Consider the following 21,557-nt stretch of genomic DNA (forward strand, 5'->3'; position numbering starts at 1 on the left):
TCGGCTCGGATTCCACTTGCGAGAATAGCCACGGTGCTAGCCGGCTGCCGAAGCCGGCGGCGACCCTCAGTGCGTGCGAGCTGCCAGCAGTGCAGCGCCGATGATGCCGGCGTCGTTGCGCAGTTTCGCAGGCGTCAGCGGAGTGCGGGTGTTGAGGTAGGGAAAGAAGTCCTCGTGGCGCTTCGAGACACCGCCGCCCACGATGATCAGGTCTGGCCAGATGAGCCGCTCGATGGTGCGCAGGTACTTGTCGACCCTGCCACCCCACTGCTCCCAGCTGAGACCTTCCTCCTTGCGCCAGCGCGACGCTGCCCGGGTCTCGGCGTCGACGCCGTCGATCTCGATGTGGCCCAACTCGGTGTTGGGAACGAGGGTCCCGTCCACGAACAACGACGTACCGATGCCGGTGCCCAGGGTGACGATCAGCACCGTGCCCTCGTGACCGGCGCCCGCACCGAACTCCATCTCGGCCACGCCAGCTGCATCAGCATCGTTGACCACCAGCACGTCGTGGCCCAGATGCGAAGACAACAGCGTGGCGGCGTCGGCCCCGATCCAGCTCTTGTCGACGTTGGCGGCGGTTACGACCGTTCCGTTCTGCACGACGGCGGGGAAGGTGCACCCGACGGGGCCCTTCCAGCGGAAATAGTTGATGACCTCGCCGACCGCGTGAACCACGGCGCCCGGCGTCGCCGGTTGAGGGGTATCGACGCGGTGGCGCTCCTCGGCGAAGCGGCCGGCGTCGAGGTCGACAGGGGCGCCCTTGATGCCAGAGCCCCCGATGTCGATGCCCATCATGAGTCCCTCGTGGCCGATCATGTTCACTCCTGGGTTCGTCGATTCCGACATCGGTCCTGTCGGCAAAGCAGACCGCGAGGCTATCCATAGACTGTTCGAGCGTGTCGAGACAGCTGGTTTGGTTCCGCAAAGACCTTCGGGTCCACGACAACCCCGCCCTGGCCGCCGCCGCAAGCTCCGGCGAGGTTTCGGCGCTGTTCGTGGACGACCCGGTCGCCAGGCAGACGTGTGGTCGCCATAGGCGCCAGTTCCTCGACGATGCTCTGGCCGGTTTGTCGACCGCTCTTGCAGCCATCGACGTGGAACTCACGATCGCCCAGGGTGAGCCAAGGGATGTGGTGCCACGTTTCGCCTCGACGCACGACGTATCGAAGATTCACGTCAACAACGACGTCACGCCCTACAGCACCAGGCGCGACGCTGCGGTAGCCGAGGCATGCGAAGGCGAGCTGGTCGGCCACTGGGGCACCTTGGTGCAGCCGCCCGGCGCCGTCGTTGGAACCAACGGTCGCGTGTCTCAGGTGTTCACACCGTTCTACAAACGTTGGGTCGATACGGCGCAGCGGGCCCTGTGCGACGGCCTGCAGGCTCCGGCGGCCGAGCGATCCGGTAGAGGCGAGGCCAAGGCGCTTCATCAGTTGTACGAGTTCGCCGAGCGCGTCGACACCTACGACGATGTGCGCAACGAGCTCGACGGTGCACATACGTCACACTTTGGTGCAGCGCTGAAGTTCGGGACCTTGTCGCCCCTCCTGGCCATCGAGGTACTCGACGGCACATCTCACGGGCGCGAGGCCTTCATCCGACAGCTGGCGTGGCGCGAATGGTACGCCCACCTGTTCTGGGAGAACCCCAAGCTGACCAACTCGGCAATGCGGCCCGAGTACGACCGGGTCCAGTGGCGACAAGACGCCGAGGGGCTCGAGGCCTGGAAGCAAGGCCGCACCGGGTATCCGGTCGTCGATGCCGCCATGCGCCAGCTGGCCGAAACCGGCTGGATGTCGAACCGGATGCGCATGGTTGCAGGATCGTTCCTGGTGAAGGACCTGCTGATCGACTGGCGACTGGGCGAACAGCACTTCCGCGAGCTTCTGGTCGACTACGACCTGTCGCAGAACGTCGGCAACTGGCAATGGGTCGCCGGCACGGGCCCCGATGCCGCGCCCTACTTTCGCATCATGAATCCCCTGTCGCAGAGCCGCAGATTCGACCCCTCCGGCGAGTTCATCCGGAGTTGGGTGCCAGAGCTGGCCAGCCTCGACGACCAATCGATCCACGCTCCGTGGGAGGCAGGCCCCCTCGAACTGGAAGCCGCGGGAGTCAGGCTGGGCGACAACTACCCTCGGCCGATCGTCGATCACTCAGAGGCGCGTGATCGCACCCTGGCGGCGTACAAGAAGGCCCGCGGCTAGGCCTTGGTCCAGGTCGCCACGACGAAGCCGCCCATTCCGTGCGGGTCGGTGATGGCCATCTGCCCCATGTCGGCGGGTCGGGCCAGCTCGGGCAAACGCTCGATCAGCCAGCGGCGCTGGCTTGTCAGGGTGGGCTTGCCAGGCAGCTGATCGAACGGCACGTCGGCGGTGATGTCGACGCCGCCGGTGGTTGCATCGGAAATCGAACGCCGCTGATGGCCTCTGTAGAACCGCAACCAGCCACGTTCGGGCCTTTGGGAAAGCTCGGCGGTGTCGGCGCCATAGTCGATGAGGATCGCCTGCCCGCCATCGACCAGGCGTTCCAGTGCGGCCCAGGTCCAGGCAACAGCGCGGTCGGCCAGCGGAAACTGGCAGCCCGGCTGCACGTTTGTCGCGTGGCGGGTACACCGCACGAGGTCGTTGTCGGCGAGCCGCTGCCACGACTCGATGGAGGGTTCGCTGGGGTCGACGTAGAGCTCGCTGAACGTGTCGTGGTCGTCGCGCCGCACCACGCGCACTGCGAGGTTGTCGAGCAACTCGTTGGCGACAACTGCGTGCACAGACGGGCCGTCGCCCAGCTGCCGCAGCTCGGCGGCATACGAAACCTTTCCGTCGTCGAGCAACCCTGCCTGCTCGAGGCGCTCGGCCGCCAACGCGCGCTGGCCAGCCGATGTCTCGATCATGACCCAGTGCAGCGCCTCTCGGCATTGGGTCCGAGCGGCCAGGCATTGCAGTGAAAGAGACCCGACGCCCGAGCCGCCCTCGGCCACCAGGAAGGGGTTGGGGCACCCGAGACGGTGCCACAACGCATCCAACTCGACCGTCAGGGCCTCGGCGAACGACGAACTGGCCTCGACCGAGGTCATAAAGTCGTTGACCGCGCCCGCGGCACCGCCGCGGTTGTAGAACCCGTTGGGACCGTACAGCGCCTGGTGCTGGAACCGATCGAACCGGATCGGTGCTGGGCTCATCGAGTGCTAACGCAGCGCCAAGGTCGACGAGATGTCGCCGAAGCGGCCGGCCCATTCGGGATAGATGCCCAGGGCGACCGTGGCGACGATGGTCAGCACGATGGCGGCCGTGAGTGCCGGCGTGACGACGAAACGCGAGCCATCGGACTCGGGAGCGTCGTTCATCCACATCTCACGCATGACCCGGCCGTAGTACCCGAAGGCGATGACTGCGTTGATGGCCACCACCACGGCCAGCAGCGAGCCCTGCAAGGACGAGGCGTCGATGAGGGCGTTCCAGATGAGGAACTTCGCGAACCATCCACCGACCGGGGGAATACCAGCCAGAGCGGCCAGGAAGATCGTCATGGCCGTGGCCAGACCGGGCGCTCGTTGGAACAACCCGGCATAGGACGAAATCTCGCCGCTGCGGGTCTTGGCGGCCACTGCGAGCACGACGGCAAAGGCGCCCAGGTTCATGAAGGCGTAGATGATGAGGTAGGTCACCACAGCCTTGATCGACTGGTCGGTGGCGTCTCCGGCTACGGCGAAGGGGGCCAGCATGAACCCGCCCTGAGCGACGCCCGAGTAGGCCAACATGCGCACGATGTTGGTCTGGCGCAAGGCCAACAGGTTGCCCACCGTCATCGTGAGGGCGGCCATGATCCAAAAGAACGGCTCGACCACGTCGTCGCGGGCAGCGAAGGCTACGTACACCAGCTGCAACAAGGCCACGAAGCCCGCAGCCTTGGACGCCACCGCCAGGAAGGCGGTGACCGGAGTGGGTGCACCCTCGTATGTGTCGGGAGCCCAGGTGTGGAACGGCACGGCCGAGACCTTGAAGCCGAATCCGATCAGCACGAACAAGATGCCGAGGATGGTCATCGACGAGGGATCGTCGCCCGACAGGGCGACACGAATGTCGTCGAAGGCGGTCGAGCCGGTCATGCCGAACACCAGCGACATGCCATAGAGCATCACCGCGGACGCAAACACGCCCATCAGGTAGTACTTGATCGACGCCTCGTTCGAGGTGGCACCGCCCTTGCGCCAGCCGGCCAACATGTAGGCCGGGATCGACAGCAGCTCGAGCGCCACGAACATCGTGATGAGATCGCGGGACGAGGCGATCAGCACCATGCCCAGCAACGACGACAGCAACAGCGAGTAGTACTCGTTCTCGTAGTAGTCACCGTCGCGGATGTAGTCGACCGACAACAAGACGATGACGTAACCGGCGATGAGGAACAGCGCCTTCAGGACCAAGGACATGTCGTCGATGACGTAGGCGCCACCGAACATGGCTCGGTCGGTGCCGTCGACGGCAAGCGTCAGAACAGGAACCAGTGTGGCCAACAGGCCCGCGCCCGCCAGCGTAGGCATCAGGGGACGGATTCGATCGGTCCAGATGATGTCGGCGAGCGTGATGAGGCTGCCAATGATCAGCAGCGTCAGTTCGGGTGCGATCGCATGCCAATCGATGGGCGGCCTCTCGAAGGCGAGCAATGTGGCCAGGCTCATGGATCAGCCTCCGACCGACTTGGCGACGATCTCGGCGATGTTGACAACAGCGCCGTCCGTCACCGAGAACAGGAGATTCGGGTAGACGCCAAATACCACGATGGCGATCAGGAACGGTGTCCACGCGATCCACTCGAAGGTGCCCACGTCGTGGATGTGGTGGTCCTTCCATTCGTCCTTGGGTTCGCCGAATGCGGTGCGCTGGTAGAGCCACAGCAGGTAGCCGGCGGCCAGCACGGTGCCGAGAGCGGCGATCACCATGTAGGTGCGGAACGTCTCGACCGGCAGGCCCTCAGCGGGGCTATAGGCCGACAGGATCGCCGGGAATTCGCCCCAGAACCCGGCCAGACCCGGAAGACCGAGCGACGCCATGCTGGTGAAGCCGAGGATCCAGCCCATGCGCGGGGCCGACACGAGCAAACCGCCCAGGCGGCTGATCTCGAGGGTGTGATAGCGCTCCTTGACCGAGCCGGCGACGAAGAAGAGCATGCCGGTGATGAGGCCGTGGGCGACCATGCCGAACACGGCGGCGTTCATGCCGAAGTCGGTAAGGGTCGAGATGCCCAACATGACATAACCCATGTGAGCCACAGACGAGAAGGCGATGAGGCGCTTCATGTCGGTCTGGGCCAAACAGCCGAGGGCGCCATAGATGATGCCGATGACCGCGAGCAGGCCGATCCAGGGTGCCCATTCGGCTGCGGCTCCGGGAAGGATCGGGATGGCGATGCGGATGAAGCCGTAGGTACCCAGCTTCAGGAGCACCGCGGCCAGGATGACCGAACCCACGGTGGGTGCCTGCGTGTGGGCGTCGGGCAACCAGGTGTGGAACGGGAACATCGGCACCTTGATGCCAAAGCCCATGAACATGCCGCCGAAGATCCAGATGGCGGTGGTGCTGTGGATGCCTGCCGCAGCCTCGGGAAGGATGCGCATGTCGAAGGTCTGCACGTCGCTGAGGAAGAACAGCGCCAGGAAGCTGAGGATCATCAGCGCCGAGCCGAACAGCGTGTAGAGGAAGAACTTGAGCGAGGCGTACTTGCGCTCTGGGCCGCCCCAGACGCCGATGAGGAAGTACATCGGCAGCAGCACGACCTCGAAGAACACGAAGAACAAGATGAGGTCTTGGGCGACGAAGGTGCCGTTCATGCCGGTGGCCAGCACCAGGATGAGCATCAGAAACGCCTTGGCGTTGCCCGGCTCTGGGATGTGATCCCAGCTGTAGATGATGCACAACGGCACCACCACCAGCGACAGGGCGAACATCGGCAGTGACAGACCGTCGAGGGCGATGATGTAGCGGCTGTTGATGACGTCGATCCAGCTCTTGTCGACCAGGAACTGCAGCTCGCCTGTTCGGTCGTAGTCGAACTGGGCCAAGACGTAGATGCCAACCGCCAGAGCGGCAAGCGACGTCACCAGGGCGATGAGCTTGTGTGTCTCCTCGTCCTCCTTGGGCACCGCCATCATGACGATTGCGCCCAGTAGCGGTAGGAAGACGGCGAGGGTCAATGCCCATGCCTCGAATCCTGTTGCTTCCATTCGAGCAGTTCTCCCTAGATGACGATCACGAAGATGATGGCCAGGACAGCGGTGGCGCCGAACAGTAGTGCGCCGTAGCCCTGAACCTTGCCGGACTGGGTTACACGGAGCCCCTCACCTGAGGCTCCAGCGGCATTGCCTGCGGTGTTTACAGCACCGTCGACGATTGCCTGATCGATGTGGGTATAGACCCACTTTCCGCCATCGCGAGCAGACTCGCCCGCAGTGTTGACGATCTTGTCGAGGACGTTCTGGTTGAACCAGTAGGCCGCCTTGGCGAGAGGCCACTTGACCCCGGCGACGATGACGTTCTCGTAGAGGTGATCGAGGTAGTACTTGTTCTCGAGGAACGTACGGCCCCGGCGAGCAAGTGCGTTGCGCTCGGTGAGACCGTGTGGACCAGCGTTCTTCCAGAAGAACAGGTAGGTGACGATGATGCCGCCAAGGGCCAGCGCCAGACCCACCAACGCCATCGCCAGCGACGGTGCCGGGTGCTTGATGCCCAGCGGGTCCAGGAAGTTGCCCGGCTCGGCATAGGTCTGCAGTCTGTGGGCGAAGCCATCGGCGCCGAACACCTCGACAACGGGCCCTGGCAGGTTCGCGGCGCCCGCCACCACAGCTCCGATCGACAGCAGGATCAGCGGGATGGTGATGACCTTCGGCGACTCGTGGGGAACCTCGGCGTGGTGGTCGTCGTGACCGTGGTCGTCGTGGCCGTGAGCGTCGGCATGGCCGTGGGCGTCGCCGTGATCGTCGTGGTGATGCAGCTCGCCGCGGAACTCGCCGAAGAACGTGTACCAGATGACCCTGGTCATGTAGGCGGCAGTCATCGCAGCCACCAGACAGCCGAAGACCAGCATCAGGGGGTAACTCTGGCTCTGGCCGGCCAGGGCACCTAGCAAGATCTCGTCTTTGGACCAGAAGCCCGCAAGGGGGAAGATGCCGGCTAGCGCCAGCGAACACACGATGAAGGTCCAGAACGTGACCGGCATGTGCTTCTTGAGGCCACCGAACTTGCGGATGTCGAAGGTGTGGCCGGCCGAGTGGCTGACCGAACCGGCGCCCAGGAAGAGGCCGGCCTTGAACAGTGCGTGGGTGAACAGGTGGAACACTGCTGCGGTCCACGCGCCGACGCCCAGGGCCATGACCATGTAGCCGAGCTGCGACACGGTCGAGTAGGCCAGCACCTTCTTGATGTCCCACTGGACGAAGGCAAGCGCCGCGGCCATGAGGGCGGTGAAACCACCGACCAGGGCCAACAGGTTGATCGACGAGCTGTAGATGGCGAAGCCGTCGTAGAAGACCGGGTACAGGCGGGCCACCATGTACACGCCGGCCACGACCATGGTGGCTGCGTGGATCAGGGCCGACACCGGCGTGGGACCCGCCATGGCGTCGGGCAGCCAGGTGTGGAGCGGGAACTGGCCCGACTTGGACATCACCGCAGCCACCAGACAAGAGGCGGCCACGATGAGCAGGAAGTGCCTGACCTCGCCGTCTGCGATGAGGGTGTTGATCTCGAAGATGTCGAAGGTGCCGGTCGCGAAGAACAGCGTGATCATGCCGATCAGCAGGCCGATGTCGCCAACGCGGTTGGTGAGGAAGGCCTTCAGGGCTGCGTTGCTGTTGCTGCCGTCTTCCCACCAGTGGCCGATGAGCCCGAACGAACAGACACCGACGAGCTCCCAGCCGACGATCATTTGCAAGATGCTCGACGACAGGACGAAGAACAGCATCGATGCCGTGAACAGGCTGAGGAATGCGTAGTAGTGCGTGTAGCGACGGTCGCCCTTGACGTACTCGGTCGAGTAGATGTGAACCAGCAGCGAGATGGTGGTCACCACAAAGAGCAGCAGAGCAGACAGACCGTCGACGTAGGTGCCGATCTTGTGCTCGGTGCCGCCGTTCTGGAACCAGGTGATCTGCTCGATGACCGGCTCGGCGACGACGACGTGATGTCCGCCTTCTTCGACACCCAGCAGGGTGCCGTCGCCCAAGCCGCTGGAGCCGACGACGCCGAGGCCGTCCTCATGGGTGTCGGTTTCGTCGCTGTGGGTGTCGGTCTCTTCGGAGTGGTCCCCGTCTTCGGAGTGGTCACCCTCGTCGGAGTGGACCTCCTCGCTGCCGTGATCGGCCGCTGCAGCATCCTCGCTGCGGTCGATCCACTGCACGCCGATCACGAGCGACAACACCCACGCGATCGACACGGCGGTGATGCCTACCCAGTGCACGGCAGATCCGCCCTTCATCCGCTTGCCGAACAGCAAGATGATGAGGAACGAGACAGCCGGCAGCAGTGGGACCAGGTATGCGTTTTCGAGCATTGGTGGTGCCTCAGCCGCGCATCAAGTCGAGTTCTTCGACGTTGATGTTCGAGCGGTTGCGATAGATGAGCAGGACGATGGCCAAACCGACGGCGACCTCGGCCGCGGCCACGGCGATGATGAACAGGGCGAAGACCTGACCGGCGACGGCGCCGTGGAGCTGGCCGAACGCCAGCAGATTGATGTTGACGGCGTTCAGCATCAGTTCGATCGACATCAACACCATCACGGCGTTGCGCCTAGCGAGGACGCCATAGATGCCGGTGCAGAACAGGAACGCACCCAACAACAGGAACTGGTTCACGAGCATGATCAGTCCTTCCTGGCCAAGACGATGGCCCCGATGAGAGCGGCCAGCAACAGCACCGAGGCGGCCTCGAAGGCGATCAGGTAGGTGCTGAAGATCTCGTCGCCCACATCGCGGGTTCGAAACACCACAGGGTCGTTGGGCAACTCGTCGGTACCGAACTGATCGATCAGCGAATAGACGAGCACTGCGCCGAGCATTGCGGCCACACCCAGACCGATGGGCCACGAAGAGGTGGTGAGCGACGTGGTCTGGCCCATGGGGGCGCGGGTGAGCATGACGCCGAACAAGAACAACACCATCACTGCGCCGATGTACACGAGGAACTGGGTCGTGGCGACGAACTCGGCAGTGAGAAGGATGTACAGAGCGCCGAGGCTGGCCAGCACCGCCACCAGGTAGAGGGCCGCGTGAACGACGTTCTTGGTGGTGACCATGCGCAGCGCGCTGACCGCGGCGACAGCGGCGATGATGCCGAATGCGATGTTCTGGGCAACCATCAGCGCGGCACCTTCTTGACCTTCATCTCCGACCCCGCCTCGTAGGCCTCGAAGTCGGGAACCGTATCGAACCACTCGCCGAGGCGCCGCTTGTCGTGCAGCAGGTCTGCGATGCGCGGTTCGCTGTACTCGTACTCGGGGGTCCAAAAGAGCGCTTCGAACGGGCACACCTCGACGCAGATACCGCAGTACATACAAAGCGAGTAGTCGATGTCGAAGCGGTCGAGCTTGTTGACCGTGCGGGGCTTGCCGCCCGCGCGGCGCGGCGGCGCCTTGACCTTGTGACCCTCGATGTAGATGCACCAGTCGGGGCAGCTACGGCTGCACAACATGCACGCGGTGCAGTTCTCTTCGTGCAAAGAGATGACGCCACGGGCTCGGGGCGTCGGCTCTTCTTTCTCGTGCGGGTATTGCACGGTGACCGCACCCTTGACGGGCGACGGCGGCTTGGCCGGTCCGTCCGGGAACATGGTGCGAACAGCGGTGCGCGCCGTGACCCCGAGGCCTTTGAAGTATCCGGAAATGTTTGCCATCTAGAACGCCACCTTGAACACGCCGGTGAGCACGATGTTTACGAGGGCGAGGGGGATGAGGACCTTCCACGCGAACTTCTGGAGCTGGTCTTCGCGAAGTCTGGGGTAGGTGAAACGAACCCAGAAGATCAGGAAGGACAGCAGCATGATCTTGGCCAGCATGACCCCAGGCCCGACGATGTTGAGCCAGTTTGCGTTGGGGTCGACGAACGGCAGCGCCCAACCGCCGAGGAACAACACCGAAGCGATAGAGGCGAAGGCGAATGCGGTGCCGAACTCGGCCATGAAGAACAGCAGGAACCTGAAGCCCGTGTACTCGATGTGGAAACCGCCGACCAGCTCGGTCTCGGCGACCGGCATGTCGAAGGGTGTCTGGGTGAGCTCGGCCTGGGCGGCGATCATGAAGATCGCAAACCCGATGCCCTGGGTGAAGATGAAGGGCATGCCGGCGTCCCAGCCGAAGATCTCCCAGTTGGCCTGGGCGTGGACGATGCCCTGCAACGACAGGGTCTCGGCCTGAATCACCACGCCGACGACGGCCAGAACCAGCGGCAGCTCATAGGCGATCAGCTGGCCTGCAGCGCGCAGGCCGCCGAGCAGTGCGTATTTGTTGGCAGACGCCCAGCCGGCCATGAGCACGCCCAGAGCCGACAACGACGACACCGCCATGGCATAGAAGATGCCCGTGTCGAGGTTCTCGACCACCAGATCGGGGCCCGCAGGCAAGATGACGTACAGCAGGAAGGTCGACATGAGGACCACCACCGGCGCCAGCGCGAACACGTGCTTGTCGGCGTTGTCGGGGTGGATGTCTTCCTTTTGCAGGAACTTGATGGCCTCGGCGATGAGCTGCAACGTGCCGTGGGGGCCGGCTTCCATGGGGCCCAGACGGCTCTGCATGAACGCCATCATCTTGAACAAGAAGACGTAGACCAGGATCAGCGAGGTCAGCGGTATGACGCCGAGCACCACGCCGAGCTTGATCGCCGTCGACACGGCGTAGTCGGAGAAGATCCAGAAACTGACATCGGCGATCATCGATCGATGTCTCCCAGAATGAAGTAGAGCGAGCCGAGGATCGTGATGACGTCTGGGACGTACACGCCTCGCATCACCCAAGACGTGATCGAGATGTTGTTGAAGCTCGGCGTGCGGATCTTGACCCGGAACGGTCCCAGATCGCCTTTCGAGACGATGTAGTAGCCCATCTCGCCGAGAGGGTTCTCGGTCGAGACGTAGGCCTCACCCTCGGGCACCTTAATGATGCGGGGGACCTTGGCCATGATCGGGCCGCTGGGCAAGCTGTCGAGCAGCTTGTCGACGATGTAGGTCGCTTCGCGGGTTTCCTGCAGGCGGACCCAGTAGCGGGCGAACGAGTCGCCGTCCGGGTGGGTCCAGACCTTCCAGTCGATCTTGTCGTAGGGCAGCGGCGACGGAACGTCGCGGCGAAGGTCCCAGTCGACACCCGATGCCCGGAGGTTGGCACCGGAGAGACCGTATTCGAGGGCGACGTCTTTGGGGATGACGCCGATGCCGCGGCAGCGCTGCTGAAAGACCGGGTTGCCCATCAGCAGGTCCTCGATCTCGTCGCAGAAGGTCCGCATCTTGTCCATGCAGTCCTTGGTCTCGGCGATCCAGCCCTTGGGAAGGTCGTCCTTCAGACCACCGATGCGGTCGAAGTTGGGATGGAATCGGCCACCGGTGACCGCCTCGATCTGGTTCAGGACGCGCTCGCGATCACGGAATGCGAAGAACACCGGGGTGAGTGCGCCGACCTGAACGCCCATGTCGCCGAGGAACAGCGAAATGTTGGCTATGCGCGACATCTCGAACAGGATCGCCCTGATCCACTGGGCTCGGGGCGGTGCCTCGACGTCCATCAACTGCTCGGCGGCCAGGACGAACGGAACCTCGTTGGCGAAGTTGCCGACCCAGTCGATGCGGTTGATGAGGGTTGTGACCTGAGGGTATGTGCGGACCTCGGCGAGCTTTTCGTAGCCGCGGTGCATGTAGCCGGGGATGGGGTCGGCCTTGACGACCAGCTCACCATCGAGCTGCACCGCGATGCGCAGCGTGCCGTGGGTGGCCGGATGCTGCGGGCCGATGTTGAGGGTCATGTCGCCCGTGTCGAGTTCGACATTGACCCGGGCCTCGGCGGCCTGTGTGGCTATGTAGGCCAGCTGCTGGTGTTCAGAAGTTGCGGTCATGCTCCGCCCTCCGCTTCGAATGCAGCCATCACTTCGGCTTCGAGTTGTTCCTCGAGGTGCTCGGGAATCTCTTCGATGTCGACCACTCCGGGCCAGGGCTTCACGACCCGCGCCAGCAACGGGAAGTCCTTGCGAAGCGGGTGGCCCTCGAATTCGGTCGGCAGGTAGAGGTGACGCAAGCGCGGGTGCCCGGTGAAGGTCACGCCGAACATCTCCCAAGCCTCGCGCTCGTGCCAGTCGGCGCCGGCAAAGACGCCCGTCCAGGTGTCGATCGTCATCGAGTCGTCGATGTCGGCTTTGAGGGTCACGCCGACACCTTCGGCGATCGAGTGCACCCGGGCGAAGGCCTGGAATCTGGTGTCGCCACCCGCGTAGCCGGTGCCGTCGGGCAGCTTCGAGCCCGACTCTTCACCTTCTACGACGTCGAACTCGGTGTCTTCATAACGGCCCTCGGGGGCGATCATCCAGTCGATCACCGAAAGGAAGCCGAAATAGGTGAAGCCCATGTTCTCGAGGGCGCGTCCGGCGTCTTGCCAGCGGTTGGCTGCAACCCTGATCCAAACGTCGGTTCCGGGGATGACATGGCTGGCGAGCACACCGTCGCCGAGCGCCTCGGTGAGGCGCGCCACGATGCTGTCGCGAAGCTCGTCGGTGACGGGTTCTGGGTTTTCGGTTTCGGTGGTCTCGTCGGCCACTGTTTCCTCACTCGGCGACGACGATTGGATCGCCGCGCCACTTCTCGCCCATGTCCTCGTTCAGGATCCGGTCCTGCAACAACACGATGCCCTCGAGCAGCGCCTCGGGCCGCGGTGGGCAACCGGGCACGTAGACGTCGACGGGGATGATCTGATCGACACCCTTGGTTACCGAGTAGCTGTCCCAGTAGGGGCCGCCGCTGTTGGCACAAGAGCCCATCGAGATGACGTACTTGGGCTCGGGCATCTGCTCGTACAGACGCAGAATGACCGGCGCCATCTTGTCGGTGACCGTGCCCGAGATGACGACGAGGTCGGCCTGGCGGGGGCTCGCCGGGAACGGGATGACGCCCAGGCGCATGACGTCGTAGCGCGGCGAACCGAACGCAGCACCCATCTCGATGGCGCAGCAGGCCAGACCCCACTGGTAAACCCACATCGAGCGAGAGCGCCCGAAGTTGAGCAGCTTTTGGATGGGGCCCTTGTTCCAGCCCTTTTCGACTAGGCCCATCGAAGTACTCCCTTGCGCCATGCGTAGCCGAGGCCGAGGGCCAAGATGGCTATGAAGATCGCCATCTCGACGAGCCCGAACAGGCCGTAATCCTCGAGGCCGATGGCCCACGGGAAGATGAACACGGCCTCGACGTCGAAGATCACGAACAAGACCGCAAAGACGTAATAACGGATCTGGCTCTGGACCCACTCGCTACCCGAGGGATCTACGCCCGATTCGTAGGCGATGAGCTTTTGCCTTGTAGGGCGGGTCGGCCGCAAGAAGCGGGCGAGACCGAGCATGAACGCCACCATGCCAACGGCAGCAATGCCGAAGAGAGCGACGACTAGGTAGCTACGGACGAGTTCGGACACGGCAGGAGAGGCTAGTGATCGTTTTCACGAGCCAGCAAACCCCTCTTCTCGCCTCTGGTGGGGATGCCGACTCCACCAAGCTACTAGAGGCCAAGGGCCCTACGGAACATTGTGTTCGACAAGGCCCCGACAAAGCTGGTGCGACGGTGTGGCTTGTACCGAAATTCCGACAGGCGAGCAGCCTCAGACGGCCCGTCTGCCGGAAGAACCCGAGACATCAGCCGCCGGCCACCAGCACGGGTACGGCGTCGCGGGCGAACTCGATGAGCGAGTCGGGGACGACGCCATAGACCAACGTCACGGCGACGGTGGCGGCCAGGACAAAGGCCGTAGCCGGGCTGATCGACAGCACGGGTGCACCGTCGACGTCGGCGTCTCGCATCCACATCGACATCACGATGCGCAGGTACATGAACGCGGTGATGACCGAGGCGACCATGGCCAGGACGGCCAGCCAGTAGACCTCGTCGGCCACGGCCGACTTGATGACCAGGAACTTGGCCACGAAACCGGCTGTGAAGGGCACACCGGCCTGTGCCAGCAAGAACACGGTGAACGCGCCGGCCAACCAGGCGCGACGTTTGGCGAGCCCCTCGTAGCGCTCGATGGGATGCCCACCGTCCCAGCCGAGAACGCTGACGACGGCAAAGCTGCCGATGACCATGAACGTGTAAACGAACAGATAGAACAGCGCAGACGACATGCCCTCGGCAGTGGCGGTCTGGACACCCACCAACACGTAGCCCGCGTGACCCACCGACGAGAAGGCAAGCATACGTTTGACGTCGTTTTGCGAGATCGCCATCACTGCGCCGACGATGATCGATATTGCGGACAGAACGGCCAGCGGGATGGCCCAATCGCCGTCGTTGGCGCCCATGGCCACGACGATGACCCTCAGAAGGGCGGCGAAGGCGGCGGCCTTGGCGACCGAGGCCATGAAGCCAGACACCGGGCTGGCCGATCCCTCGTAGACATCGGGAGCCCAGAAGTGGAACGGTGCGGCCGCGATCTTGAAGGCGAAGCCCACCAGCAACAGGGCTATACCGACGACCAAGAGCTCGTTCGGCGAGATGAGGTTGCCTAGCGTGCTGGTGGCATCGCGCACGACGACCAGGTTGGTCGAGCCGGTCGAGCCATAGACCAGGGCTATGCCGTACAGCAGGAATGCGCTGGAGAACGCTCCCAACACGAAGTACTTCATGGCAGCTTCGCGGCCCTGTGGCCTGCGGAACTGCATGGCCGCCAACACATAGAGACCGATCGACAACGACTCGAGGCCGATGAACATGACCACCAGGTCGTTGGCCGAGGCCATGACGATGGCACCGGTGGATGCACTGAGCAACAGGGCGTGGAACTCGGGTGCGGCCATGTGCTCGCGCCGGAGATACGAGTCGCCGACGAGAGCGGTCGCGATCAGGCCCAACGACACCAAGACCGTGAAGAACAGCGAGAACCCGTCTACGCCTATGGCTCCGGCGACTGTGGAATAGGCGCCCTCGTCGCGCACGTCGTTCCACAACACCATGGCCACGATGACCGAAGCCACACCGGCGATGACGGTGAGCCCGGTCGAGAACCATCCGGGAACGGGTCGGGCCGACAGGGCTGTGATCAGCATGATCAACAGCGCCGCACCCACGAGGATGATCTGGGGCGCCAGGGCGAACCAGTCGACCGAGGGGGCATCGAATGTGCTGAGTTGGGCGAACATCAGTGACCCTCCTCCTCGGACTCGGTGCCGGCGTGATCTGAGTCGTCGGAGTGCTCACCGTCGGCGGGCACCACGACCACTTCTTCGGGCCGCTCGTAGTCGGTGTAGGTCTCGAGGTGTGTCACGAGAACGTCGACGCTGGGCTCGATGCGCTCGAGCAGGAGCTGCGGGTAGACACCCAGGAAGACCATGGCCGCGATGAACGGCACCATCAGCAGGGCCTCGCCCTTCTTGAGTTCGGGCGTTTCCATGTCGGCGTCTGTGGGTTCACCGTGGAACACCCGCTGATAGGCCCACAGCAGGTACAGGGCAGCGAGGATCACGCCGGCAGCAGCCACGACGGTCCACCAACGACGCGTCTCGAACGAACCGATGAGGATCAAGAACTCGCCCGCGAAGCCGTTCAGGCCCGGCAGGCCCACCGACGACAGCATCGAAACCGTGAAGACACCGGCCAACACAGGTGCGGCCTTCTGGATGCCCGAGAGCTCGTCGATGGCGCGGGTCTTGCGCCGCTCGTAGATCATGCCTACCAGGATGAACAGGGCGCCGGTGCTGATGCCGTGGTTGACCATCTGCAGCACGCCACCCGAAATGCCCTGGGTGGTGAACGCAAACGTGCCGAGCACGATGAAGCCCATGTGGGCCACCGAGGAGTAGGCGACCAGTCGCTTGAGATCGCCTTGGACGGTGGCGACTATGGCTCCGTAGATGATCCCGATCACACCCAACGTCACCAGCAGCGGGGCGAAATAGACCGAAGCCTCCGGGAACAGATACAGCCCGAAGCGCAACAGGCCGTAGGTGCCCAGCTTCAGCATGACGGCAGCCAGGATGACAGAGCCACCCGTGGGCGCCTGGGTGTGAGCATCGGGTAGCCAGGTGTGGATCGGCGCAACCGGAACCTTGATGGCAAACGCCAGGGCGAAGGCCAGGAACAGCCAGCGGGCGGTGTTGACCCCCAACGCCTGACGCTCGGCAAGGGCGACCAGATCGAAGGTGAGCCCGCCGTGGTCGGCCGACAGCGACACCAGGGTCAACATCGCCACCAGCATCAGCGCCGAGCCGAACATGGTGTAGAGGAAGAACTTGGTGGCGGCGTACTTGCGGTCGGCGTAACCCCAGCCTGCAATCAACATGTACATCGGGACCAGAACGATCTCGAAGAAGATGAAGAACATGAACAGGTCGAGGGCCAAGAACGCGCCGAACGAGCCCGCCTGAAGCATCAACATCCACGCGGTGTAGGGCTTCTCGTCGCCGTGAGGGTCGATGCCGGCCAACACGATCGGGAAGATCAGACCCGTCAACACCACCAGCCACAACGAGATGCCATCGACGCCCAGGTGCCACGAGATGCCCAGCGAAGGAATCCACTCGCGAATCGACTCGAACTGGAAGCCCCCGGCATGGGTGTCGAACTTCACCGCCAGATAGATCGACAGCGCACCGGCGGCCGCCGAGAACAACACGCCGATCTGGCGATGTACTCCAGGCAGGTTCTTGGGCAGGAGGGTTATCAACGCCGCCCCGACCGCTGGTGTGAGTATCAGCCACGTCAGCACAGGCATTGAGGCGCCTGTGGATGATGCGAGCATGGACATCTGCGACATCACACCGCCCCTGTCATGAGCCAGATGACCAGGGCGAGGGCGCCCAGCGCGATACCAATCGCGTACTGGCGCACGTAGCCGCTCTGGGCCGGCTGGATGAATCGTCCGACCGTCTGCACAACACGCCCGGCGCCGTTGACCGCGCCGTCGACGACGTTGCGATCAAAAGCGGCCAAGAGGTCGAAGCCTTTTTGGCCAGGGCCGCCGACGACCTTGGCGTAGGTGGCGTCCACATACATGGCGTTCTCGAGGAACTTGGGCTCGAGCTTGTCGGTGTTGACCTTGTGTTGCAGCCAGGCCCGGGCTGCAAAGGCGATGCCGATGAGGCCGGCGACGACCGACACCACCGCCAGGCCGACCTTGGTGCCGGTGGACGAGGTGAAGTGGTGCAGGTGGCCGTGTTCGAAGACCGGCTCGAGGAAGTGCTCGAGCACCAGCCAGTCTTTGACCAGAGGCAGGTTCAGCGCACCGCCGGCGACCGCAGCCACGGACAGCACGGCAAGCGGGGTCCACATCGTCCAAGGCGACTCGTGTGGATGTACGGCGTGATCGCCCTCATCGGACCAGCGTGCCTTGCCGAAGAACACCAGGAACACCTGGCGGCTCATGTAATAGGCGGTGAGCAGCGCTGTGACCAGGCCGACGGCCCACAGCACCGGCGACTTCTCCCACGCTGCGAGCAAGATCTCGTCCTTTGACCAGAATCCGCTGAACGGTGGCACACCGGCGATGGCCAGCCAGCCGACGATGAAGGTGCCCGCCGTGATGGGCATGAGGGCGCGCAACGCGCCCATCTTGCGCATGTCCTGCTCGTCGTGCATCCCGTGGATGACCGATCCCGATCCGAGGAACAGGAGGGCCTTGAAGAACGCGTGGGTGATGACGTGGAAGATCGCTGCCACATAGGCGCCCGAGCCGATGGCCAGGAACATGTAGCCGAGCTGGCTGACCGTCGAGTAGGCCAGCACCTTCTTGATGTCGTGCTGGGCCACAGCGGACAGCGCCGCGAACAGCGCCGTTGCGGCACCGACGATTGCGACGACGGTGAGGGCGTCATCGGTGAGTACCGGGTTGAGGCGCACCAACAGGTAGACGCCGGAGGTGACCATGGTGGCCGCGTGGATCAGCGCCGAAACCGGCGTGGGGCCTTCCATGGCGTCGGGAAGCCACACATACAAAGGCAGCTGGGCCGACTTGCCGGCTGCGGCCACGAGGAACAGCAGCGAAACGGCAGTGGCCGTGGTGCTCGACAGCTCGTGGGCCGCCGGGCCGATCTCGGCGTAGGTGACGGTGCCGATGGTGGTCCAAAGCAGGAACGTTCCCACCATGAAGCCCCAGTCGCCGACGCGGTTGGTGACGAAGGCCTTCTTGCCCGCAACCGCCGCAGACTCGCGGGTGTGCCAGAACGAGATCAGGAAGTACGAGCACGCGCCCACACCCTCCCAGCCCAGGAAGGTGACGATGAGGTTGTTCCCGAATACCAACATCAGCATCGAGAACAAGAACAGGTTGAGGTACACGAAGAACTTCGAGAACTTCTCGTCTCCGTGCATGTAGCCGATCGAATAGAGGTGGATCAGGCTGCCGACGCCGGTGATGAACAGCGCCATCGTGATCGACAGCGGGTCGACGAGGAAACCGGCCTCGACGTTGAGCGAGCCGACGGGAAGCCAGTCGAACAAGACCTGCTCGAACTGGCGGCTGTGACCGTCTTCGCCGAGCAGGCCGACGAACACCACCACCGTGGCCAGGAACGAGCCGGCCGCGGCTGCTGTGGCCAGCCAACCCGCCAGGGGTTCGCCCAGCCGACGGCCAAATACGACCAGGGTGAGGAATCCGGCGAGTGGCAGCGCCGGAACGAGCCAGATGAGTTCGAGCACTCCCCTACCCCTTCATCAGGTTCAGATCGTCGGCCGTAGCGCCGGGTTGGCGGCGCAAGATGGCCACCACCAGCCCCAAGCCAACCACGACCTCGGCCGCGGCTATGACCAGGACGAAGAACACCACGGTTTGCCCCGCTACGTCGTTCAGCATTCGAGAGAAGGCGACGAACGACAGGTTGATGCCGTTCAGCATCAGCTCTACGCACATCAGCATCACCAGCGGGTTGCGGCGTATCAGCAGGCCCACACCACCAATGATGAAAAGCAGCGCCCCGAGGACGAGGTACCAGTTACTCGTGACCTCCATCAGGACTCACCTCCAGAGGGTTCCTCGAGTTCGGGCCGCGGCTTGCGAGACAAGATCACGGCGCCTATCACCGCCACGATCAGCAGGACGGAGGTCAGCTCGAAGGCGAACACGTACTGGTCGAACAGCGAATAGGCCAGTTGCTTGACGTCGGCGACATCTTCGGAGATGGCGGTTCCGGCGGCGACCGGCGAGATCGGGTCGAGCTCGCGCACGATCAGGAAACCCAGCACCCCCAGCCCCGCGAGCGCGAACAGGCCGGCGGCGTATTTCTGTGTGGGCATGACCTGTAGCTCGAGCTTGGTCTCGATGTCGACGCCCAACAACATGATGACGAACAGGAACATCACCACGATGGCACCGGCGTAGACGATGACCTGCACCGCGGCCAGAAAGTGCGCCTCCTGGGCCACGAAGTGCACGGCAATTCCGAACAAGGTCATGACGAGCATCAGCGCCGAGTGCACCGGGTTCTTGGCCAAGATGACGCCGACGGCGCCAACCAGGCAGATCGCGGCGGCGACGATGAAAACGATGAGGTCGATCATTGGTGGCCCTTCGACTCGCCTGCCGACGCTGACTGGCCGGCCTCAGGAGCCCTGACGCCTGCACCCAGGTCGCCGCTCCAGCCCACGACACCCTCGTAGCTGGCACGTCCCGAAGGCGATGTCGCCCTCAGCCAGCCAGACAGGTTGTCGCCGTCACCGTCGTGCCAAAGCTCCCACGGCTGGCGCTTGGGCTGGCCGTTGTCGTCTACGACCAGTTCGGCCTTTGTGTAGATGGCGTCGGCGCGGTTGGTGAAGGAGAACTCGAACAGCTTGGACTCGGTGATGGCGCCGGTTGGACACGCCTCTACGCACAGGTCGCAGTGGATACAGCGCAGGTAGTTGATCTCGTAGACGTATCCGTAGCGTTCGCCGGGCGAGACCGGGTCGTCGATGGGGTTGTCGGCGCCTCGTACGTAGATGCACTTGGCAGGACACACACCGGCGCAGAGTTCGCAACCGATGCACTTCTCCATGCCGTCCTCGTAGCGGTTGAGGACATGGCGGCCGTGAAAGCGCGTTGGCTTGGGCCGCTTCTCTTTCGGGTATTCGGTGGTGACGCGCTCTTCGAAGAGGCGGTCGAAGGTGACCTTGAAACCCCTGACGTAGTCGAGCATGCCCATGATCAGCCTCCGACCTCGTCTTTGACAGCGTTGTCGCGTTCGTAAGCCCGGTCACCGGCGGCGAATGCTGCTGTCAGCAGCGCCGTTGCACCCACCGCCAAGATGACGCCCACGACGATTGCGACAACGGCGTCGATGTTGCCCTCTTGCTGCTGCAGGATCGCCGCCCGGACGAGCAGCCACCCGAGCATCATCGGGATCAGCACTTTCCAGCCAAGGTGCATGAGCTGGTCGTAGCGCAGCCGGGGAAGGGTGGCGCGGAACCAGACGAACACGAACAGGAACACCAGCACCTTGGCGAAGAACCAGACGGTGGGCCACAACCAATCGAGCCCGAAGAAGATCGGGCCGGCGGGGCCGCCGAAGAACAAGGTGACCATGATGGCCGACATCGTGATGACGTTCATGAACTCGGCCAGGAAGAACAGGGCGAAACGGATCGACGAGTACTCGGTGTGGAAGCCGCCTACCAGTTCTTGTTCGGCCTCGACGAGATCGAAGGGCGGGCGGTTCAGCTCGGCGGTGGCGGCGATGAGGAACACGACGAATGGGATGATGCCGCTGGCCAGGAAGAACCACGACCGGATTCCGCCGGCCTGCTCGAGGACGATGCCGTGGGTCGACAAGGTGCCCGACAGCAGCACCACCGCAACGACCGACATGCCCAGAGCGGCTTCATAGGAAATCGCCTGTGCCGAGGCACGCACCGAGCCCAGCAGCGGGTACTTCGAACCCGACGACCAACCTGCGAGCATGATTCCGTATACGGCGATCGATGACACAGCAAGCAGCAACAAGATGCCGATGGGCGGATCGGCCACCTGCACGAACGTCTCGCGTCCGCCGATGCTGATGGTGCCGTTACGTCCGTCGGTGAATACGCCGCCTATGGGCACGATTGCAAAGGCCAGGAAGGCGGTGACCGCAGACAGATATGGCGCCAACCGGAACACCAACGGGTCGGAGTTGGCGGGCTTGAGGTCTTCTTTGAAGAAGAACTTCACACCGTCGGCGAACGTCTGCAGCAGGCCCCATGGCCCAGCGACGTTGGGGCCGATGCGGTTCTGCATGTCGCCCACGACCTTGCGTTCGAACCACACCATGAACATGGTGGCCACCAGCAAGAACACAAAGGCGATGACGACCTTGCCGCCCATGATGACGACATCCCAGCCGTCGACTCCGTCTGTGAACAGCGGATCACCGAACACGG

General features: G+C 63.6%; 21 protein-coding genes. 1 reads left to right on the forward strand and 20 read right to left on the reverse strand.

Translation table 11 applies throughout. The annotated features are described in order from the left end of the window. Positions 1–66: 66 nt before the first annotated feature. Positions 67–819 carry an ROK family protein gene (locus R2770_10870; GenBank protein MEZ5280963.1) on the reverse strand — a complete coding sequence of 251 codons (753 nt, stop codon included), beginning with the start codon at positions 817–819 and terminating at the stop codon, positions 67–69. Positions 820–899: 80 nt separating this feature from the next. Here R2770_10870 and R2770_10875 point away from each other — a divergent pair, with 80 nt between their 5' ends. Next, positions 900–2,210, forward strand: a complete 1,311-nt coding sequence (locus R2770_10875; protein ID MEZ5280964.1) for a deoxyribodipyrimidine photo-lyase — start codon at positions 900–902, stop codon at positions 2,208–2,210. On the opposite strand, the gene R2770_10880 is transcribed toward R2770_10875, so the two are convergent. From R2770_10880 to nuoH (R2770_10970), 19 genes are all read right to left on the reverse strand, one after another. Continuing rightward, the gene (locus R2770_10880; GenBank protein MEZ5280965.1) at positions 2,207–3,181 is read right to left on the reverse strand and encodes an SAM-dependent methyltransferase; all 975 of its coding nucleotides are present in this window, start codon (positions 3,179–3,181) and stop codon (positions 2,207–2,209) included. The genes R2770_10875 and R2770_10880 overlap by 4 nt on opposite strands. Before the next feature lie 6 nt (positions 3,182–3,187). Continuing rightward, positions 3,188–4,681 carry an NADH-quinone oxidoreductase subunit N gene (locus R2770_10885; GenBank protein ID MEZ5280966.1) on the reverse strand — a complete coding sequence of 498 codons (1,494 nt, stop codon included), beginning with the start codon at positions 4,679–4,681 and terminating at the stop codon, positions 3,188–3,190. A 3-nt stretch (positions 4,682–4,684) separates the two neighbouring features. Then, positions 4,685–6,223 (reverse strand): NADH-quinone oxidoreductase subunit M, encoded by a 1,539-nt coding sequence (locus R2770_10890; protein ID MEZ5280967.1) that lies wholly within the window; start codon positions 6,221–6,223, stop codon positions 4,685–4,687. 14 nt (positions 6,224–6,237) lie between these two features. After that, positions 6,238–8,547, reverse strand: coding sequence for an NADH-quinone oxidoreductase subunit L (gene nuoL / locus R2770_10895; GenBank protein ID MEZ5280968.1), 2,310 nt, complete (start codon positions 8,545–8,547; stop codon positions 6,238–6,240). A 10-nt stretch (positions 8,548–8,557) separates the two neighbouring features. After that, entirely contained in the window at positions 8,558–8,857 is a 300-nt protein-coding gene (gene nuoK, locus R2770_10900; GenBank protein ID MEZ5280969.1) for an NADH-quinone oxidoreductase subunit NuoK, read from the reverse strand. Between the two features lie 2 nt (positions 8,858–8,859). Then, positions 8,860–9,354 carry an NADH-quinone oxidoreductase subunit J gene (locus R2770_10905; GenBank protein MEZ5280970.1) on the reverse strand — a complete coding sequence of 165 codons (495 nt, stop codon included), beginning with the start codon at positions 9,352–9,354 and terminating at the stop codon, positions 8,860–8,862. Continuing rightward, the gene (locus R2770_10910) at positions 9,354–9,887 is read right to left on the reverse strand and encodes an NADH-quinone oxidoreductase subunit I (GenBank protein ID MEZ5280971.1); all 534 of its coding nucleotides are present in this window, start codon (positions 9,885–9,887) and stop codon (positions 9,354–9,356) included. The genes R2770_10905 and R2770_10910 overlap by 1 nt, the downstream gene beginning before the upstream one ends. Then, entirely contained in the window at positions 9,888–10,925 is a 1,038-nt protein-coding gene (gene nuoH / locus R2770_10915; GenBank protein ID MEZ5280972.1) for an NADH-quinone oxidoreductase subunit NuoH, read from the reverse strand. It lies immediately after the preceding gene. Then, a complete protein-coding gene (locus tag R2770_10920; protein MEZ5280973.1) occupies positions 10,922–12,094 on the reverse strand; it encodes an NADH-quinone oxidoreductase subunit D 1 in 1,173 nt (390 codons plus the stop codon). Before R2770_10920 ends, nuoH (R2770_10915) begins: the two co-directional genes overlap by 4 nt. Further along, on the reverse strand, positions 12,091–12,789 hold the full coding sequence (locus R2770_10925) for an NADH-quinone oxidoreductase subunit C (GenBank protein MEZ5280974.1): 699 nt from the start codon (positions 12,787–12,789) through the stop codon (positions 12,091–12,093). The genes R2770_10920 and R2770_10925 overlap by 4 nt, the downstream gene beginning before the upstream one ends. A gap of 7 nt (positions 12,790–12,796) precedes the next feature. Beyond that, complete coding sequence (locus R2770_10930) at positions 12,797–13,300, reverse strand: NADH-quinone oxidoreductase subunit B family protein (protein ID MEZ5280975.1); 504 nt, start codon at positions 13,298–13,300, stop codon at positions 12,797–12,799. After that, the gene (ndhC, locus tag R2770_10935) at positions 13,291–13,656 is read right to left on the reverse strand and encodes an NADH-quinone oxidoreductase subunit A (protein MEZ5280976.1); all 366 of its coding nucleotides are present in this window, start codon (positions 13,654–13,656) and stop codon (positions 13,291–13,293) included. The genes R2770_10930 and ndhC overlap by 10 nt, the downstream gene beginning before the upstream one ends. A gap of 217 nt (positions 13,657–13,873) precedes the next feature. Continuing rightward, entirely contained in the window at positions 13,874–15,373 is a 1,500-nt protein-coding gene (locus tag R2770_10940) for an NADH-quinone oxidoreductase subunit N (GenBank protein MEZ5280977.1), read from the reverse strand. Continuing rightward, complete coding sequence (locus tag R2770_10945) at positions 15,373–16,986, reverse strand: NADH-quinone oxidoreductase subunit M (GenBank protein ID MEZ5280978.1); 1,614 nt, start codon at positions 16,984–16,986, stop codon at positions 15,373–15,375. The genes R2770_10940 and R2770_10945 overlap by 1 nt, the downstream gene beginning before the upstream one ends. Beyond that, complete coding sequence (gene nuoL, locus R2770_10950) at positions 16,986–18,866, reverse strand: NADH-quinone oxidoreductase subunit L (protein ID MEZ5280979.1); 1,881 nt, start codon at positions 18,864–18,866, stop codon at positions 16,986–16,988. The genes R2770_10945 and nuoL (R2770_10950) overlap by 1 nt, the downstream gene beginning before the upstream one ends. A 4-nt stretch (positions 18,867–18,870) precedes the next feature. Continuing rightward, complete coding sequence (gene nuoK, locus R2770_10955) at positions 18,871–19,176, reverse strand: NADH-quinone oxidoreductase subunit NuoK (GenBank protein ID MEZ5280980.1); 306 nt, start codon at positions 19,174–19,176, stop codon at positions 18,871–18,873. After that, complete coding sequence (locus R2770_10960; protein ID MEZ5280981.1) at positions 19,176–19,724, reverse strand: NADH-quinone oxidoreductase subunit J; 549 nt, start codon at positions 19,722–19,724, stop codon at positions 19,176–19,178. The genes nuoK (R2770_10955) and R2770_10960 overlap by 1 nt, the downstream gene beginning before the upstream one ends. Beyond that, positions 19,721–20,344 (reverse strand): NADH-quinone oxidoreductase subunit NuoI, encoded by a 624-nt coding sequence (gene nuoI, locus R2770_10965; protein ID MEZ5280982.1) that lies wholly within the window; start codon positions 20,342–20,344, stop codon positions 19,721–19,723. The genes R2770_10960 and nuoI overlap by 4 nt, the downstream gene beginning before the upstream one ends. A gap of 2 nt (positions 20,345–20,346) precedes the next feature. Then, the gene (gene nuoH / locus R2770_10970; GenBank protein ID MEZ5280983.1) at positions 20,347–21,555 is read right to left on the reverse strand and encodes an NADH-quinone oxidoreductase subunit NuoH; all 1,209 of its coding nucleotides are present in this window, start codon (positions 21,553–21,555) and stop codon (positions 20,347–20,349) included. Positions 21,556–21,557 lie beyond the last annotated feature (2 nt).

The sequence above is a fragment of the Acidimicrobiales bacterium genome, assembly GCA_041394185.1.
Lineage (GTDB): Bacteria > Actinomycetota > Acidimicrobiia > Acidimicrobiales > Poriferisodalaceae > JAAETH01.

What these genes read in the sequence shown, in the direction of transcription:
- R2770_10870 (MEZ5280963.1), bottom strand. Translation starts at nt 819, where the DNA reads ATGATCGGCCACGAGGGACTCATGATGGGCATCGACATCGGGGGCTCT.
- R2770_10880 (MEZ5280965.1), bottom strand. Translation starts at nt 3,181, where the DNA reads ATGAGCCCAGCACCGATCCGGTTCGATCGGTTCCAGCACCAGGCGCTG.
- R2770_10885 (MEZ5280966.1), bottom strand. Translation starts at nt 4,681, where the DNA reads ATGAGCCTGGCCACATTGCTCGCCTTCGAGAGGCCGCCCATCGATTGG.
- R2770_10890 (MEZ5280967.1), bottom strand. Translation starts at nt 6,223, where the DNA reads ATGGAAGCAACAGGATTCGAGGCATGGGCATTGACCCTCGCCGTCTTC.
- nuoL (MEZ5280968.1), bottom strand. Translation starts at nt 8,547, where the DNA reads ATGCTCGAAAACGCATACCTGGTCCCACTGCTGCCGGCTGTCTCGTTC.
- nuoK (MEZ5280969.1), bottom strand. Translation starts at nt 8,857, where the DNA reads ATGCTCGTGAACCAGTTCCTGTTGTTGGGTGCGTTCCTGTTCTGCACC.
- R2770_10905 (MEZ5280970.1), bottom strand. Translation starts at nt 9,354, where the DNA reads ATGGTTGCCCAGAACATCGCATTCGGCATCATCGCCGCTGTCGCCGCG.
- R2770_10910 (MEZ5280971.1), bottom strand. Translation starts at nt 9,887, where the DNA reads ATGGCAAACATTTCCGGATACTTCAAAGGCCTCGGGGTCACGGCGCGC.
- nuoH (MEZ5280972.1), bottom strand. Translation starts at nt 10,925, where the DNA reads ATGATCGCCGATGTCAGTTTCTGGATCTTCTCCGACTACGCCGTGTCG.
- R2770_10920 (MEZ5280973.1), bottom strand. Translation starts at nt 12,094, where the DNA reads ATGACCGCAACTTCTGAACACCAGCAGCTGGCCTACATAGCCACACAG.
- R2770_10930 (MEZ5280975.1), bottom strand. Translation starts at nt 13,300, where the DNA reads ATGGGCCTAGTCGAAAAGGGCTGGAACAAGGGCCCCATCCAAAAGCTG.
- R2770_10940 (MEZ5280977.1), bottom strand. Translation starts at nt 15,373, where the DNA reads ATGTTCGCCCAACTCAGCACATTCGATGCCCCCTCGGTCGACTGGTTC.
- R2770_10945 (MEZ5280978.1), bottom strand. Translation starts at nt 16,986, where the DNA reads ATGTCGCAGATGTCCATGCTCGCATCATCCACAGGCGCCTCAATGCCT.
- nuoK (MEZ5280980.1), bottom strand. Translation starts at nt 19,176, where the DNA reads ATGGAGGTCACGAGTAACTGGTACCTCGTCCTCGGGGCGCTGCTTTTC.
- R2770_10960 (MEZ5280981.1), bottom strand. Translation starts at nt 19,724, where the DNA reads ATGATCGACCTCATCGTTTTCATCGTCGCCGCCGCGATCTGCCTGGTT.
- nuoI (MEZ5280982.1), bottom strand. Translation starts at nt 20,344, where the DNA reads ATGGGCATGCTCGACTACGTCAGGGGTTTCAAGGTCACCTTCGACCGC.